Below are 2703 nucleotides of genomic sequence, written 5' to 3' on the forward strand. Positions count from 1 at the left end.
CGCCTCCGCCACTTGGCCACGGTCTTGGGGTTGATCCCGTAGCGCTTGGCGAGCCCCCTCAGGCTCTCTTGACTATGCTGTATCGCTCGACGGATCGCCGCTGTCGTTGTGGCGCTCCCGTGGTGAACCTGGCCCATAGCGCGTCCTTCCACGCCTGCTGGAAGACTGCACCATCAAACCCTGGGATCACACATCAGCCGCAAAACCGGGTGAGTAATTGCCCCATCCTGGCCGGTGAGTGGTTGCCCCACCAGCCAGACTGCGGACGATCGCACGAAGCCATCTACCGTTGGCTGTGATACCAGCCCTTCAGATCGGGATAACTTTGGTTTTCGGTACCGTAGACTTTGAAGCCTGCAGCGTCCGGTCGAGGTTCACGTCTGCCGGTGACGTTGGCGGACACTCCGTCGATGCGTTTCATTACCGCGAGTAGTTGAGGAGCAGGCCCTCGGCGGGGCAATCACTCACCCGGTGCCGCTCCCATCGCTGTCGATCCAGCACCGATGCTCCTATAGCGGTCAAGCGGTGTTTTGGGCTGCGCAGACGGTTTGGGACGGACGGCAGAGATAGCCGAAGATCTTGCGTGCGACAAAGCGCCTGAAGCCGCGGATGATCTCCCGCTTGCTCTTACCCTCAGCCGTACGGCGCCGGACGTAGTTGAGGATGGGCTGGTGGGGGCGCACGCGCACGACTACCACGCGGTGGACGGCAGCGTTGGCCTACTGATGCCCGCCACGGTTCAGTCTGTGCCTGCTGGTTTTGCCGCTCGAGGCCGGCACTGGGTAGGCGCCGCGGAGCCTGGCCAAGGCAGCTTCGAAGTGGATCCGCTCCGGCTCGTTGCCGATGAGGACGAGCACCTCTGCCGCGGTCGCGGTGCCCATGCTATGCGCCGCGACCATCTCCGGCGCACACGGCTCAGCCAGCCGGCTGAGCTGGGTATCGTATGACCGGACTCGCCGTCGAGGTCGAGCCAGCGGCGGGCGATGGCACGCAGGCTGGCCTCGGCTGAGACGATGGCCGTGGTCAGCGGCCCCGGCCGCAAGGCAGCCAGATGCCGGACCAGTGCCATCCGGCCGGCGACGGCCTCAAGCTGCTCGCGCAGAGCCGTCGGCGCGCTGATGATGACCTTCAGCGCCAGCATGGCCTGGGTGCGCGCCTTGGCGGCGGTGTCACCGGCGACCTTGAGGTGCCTGATCATCTGCACCTCACCGGTGCCGGCCCCGCAAAGCCGTGGCCTGCCTACCCAGCACGGCGCGGATGGCGTCTTCGGCACCGAAGTGGTCTGTGATGCCATGCCGGTGGCGCTGCCCACAATCGGGCCGACCGGCCTCATGGACGGGTATGGCCCGCCGCACGAAGAGAGCGCGCCAGGCCGGCACCGTACGAGCCCATACCCTCGATGCCAAAGGCGCTGACGGCTCCCAGTGATCGGGCCCAGGCCTCGAGCTCACGGTGACGGCCACGGCGGCGTGGGTGGGTTTGTGGGCGTCGATGCCAACAATGATGTCGTGCGAGCTGGCCGCGCTCGTGCTGGCGGTTCTCCCATCGGGTGCGAGTCTGGCAATCTGGCGGGCGGACAGGACTGTGACGGGATGAACGGCCTTAGGCTCCTATGAGGTCACCTCCCACTCGATAGCCGAGCGTCGTCCGGCAGGCCGACATTTCGGTACCATTACACCGGGTCAATCAACTTGGGGTCAGACCCGCCGGACAACAACAACACTCTCCGCTTTCCGGCTGAGTTCATCAGTCATGCCGTGCGGTGCCTTGCTGCAGCAATCGCCGGGCCCGCAGGTTCAGGTAAGGGGTTGGCCCCGTCATCCCGTGGAGGCATCCCTTGTGCCGTTCAAGCTGGACGTCATCACATCCCGAAGCAGAAGCACCGAGTGACCAACTGAGCCGAGTACGACGTTGGCCTGAGGGCTTGCCATGGCCTCCACGGTGTGGTTCGCGCTGAAGGTGGCGGAGGCCTAAAAGGCTGAGTCACGCACCGGCCGAGGCGGGGGCCCACCTACTTCGCGCTGGCGATCGCCACAGCCCTGACGCTGCGGGCCGTGTTCGGCCCTGGCGCTGCGCCAGACCAAGGGCCTCCGGCCGCGACCTACCAGTGCTGGGCGATAGCACCCTCAGCCACTGGGCCGAGGTGCTCGAAGTGGCGCGGCCGAAAGCGGGGAGTGTGCCGGTACATCTGCTGGTGGACAGAACGGGGCTGAAGCTCCGTGGCTCGGACGAGCGGCTGGAGGAAAAGCACGGCAGCAAGCAGCGCCGGGTGCGGTGGATGCTCCACCTTGTCGCCGACGCCAACATTGGGCGGCTCGTCGCCTCCGCACTAACCGACAGGTATGCTGATGACGGCTCCCGGATCGGGCTGCTGCTCGACCGGGTGGACGAAGCAGTGGCATCTTTTATCGGTGATGGCGCGTACGACAGGTAACCGTCAGCTGTTGCCCACCTTGAACTGATGGCGGGACTTGCCCGATGTCGTGGGCATGGCAGACGACACGGACATGGCCGCTGAGCTCGTAGGCGGTGCTTACGAGGCGCGTAAGGCTTCGGTACGGCGCGATGCCGGCTCTGGGGTTGAGGTCTGGGTTCGGACGGTCCGCCGGCATAGCTGGTCGACCGAGGTGGCCTTGCCCCGCCTTTACGGACAGTGTTGCACGGCTGAAGCAGCCGCCTGGAACGCCGCCACCTTCTGCTCTG

Annotated in this window: 2 protein-coding genes and 1 pseudogene; 1 reads left to right on the forward strand and 2 read right to left on the reverse strand. The window is 65.8% G+C overall.

Annotated elements, in window-relative coordinates:
• Both JMJ56_RS36340 and JMJ56_RS35970 read right to left on the reverse strand, forming a co-directional pair.
• Positions 1-137, reverse strand: a pseudogene (locus JMJ56_RS36340) (IS481 family transposase); the annotation flags it as partial.
• Between the two features lie 582 nt (positions 138-719).
• Positions 720-899 carry a transposase gene (locus JMJ56_RS35970; RefSeq protein ID WP_407927991.1) on the reverse strand — a complete coding sequence of 60 codons (180 nt, stop codon included), beginning with the start codon at positions 897-899 and terminating at the stop codon, positions 720-722.
• A gap of 1208 nt (positions 900-2107) precedes the next feature.
• Between JMJ56_RS35970 and JMJ56_RS32870 the strand changes: the two genes are divergently transcribed.
• The gene (locus tag JMJ56_RS32870) at positions 2108-2434 is read left to right on the forward strand and encodes a transposase (protein WP_202836080.1); all 327 of its coding nucleotides are present in this window, start codon (positions 2108-2110) and stop codon (positions 2432-2434) included.
• The last annotated feature ends 269 nt before the right edge of the window (positions 2435-2703 follow it).

Source organism: Belnapia arida, assembly GCF_016773205.1.
Taxonomy (GTDB): domain Bacteria; phylum Pseudomonadota; class Alphaproteobacteria; order Acetobacterales; family Acetobacteraceae; genus Belnapia; species Belnapia arida.

Coding starts and splice junctions, on each gene's coding strand:
- JMJ56_RS35970 (WP_407927991.1), bottom strand. CDS start 899: ATGGTCGCGGCGCATAGCATGGGCACCGCGACCGCGGCAGAGGTGCTC.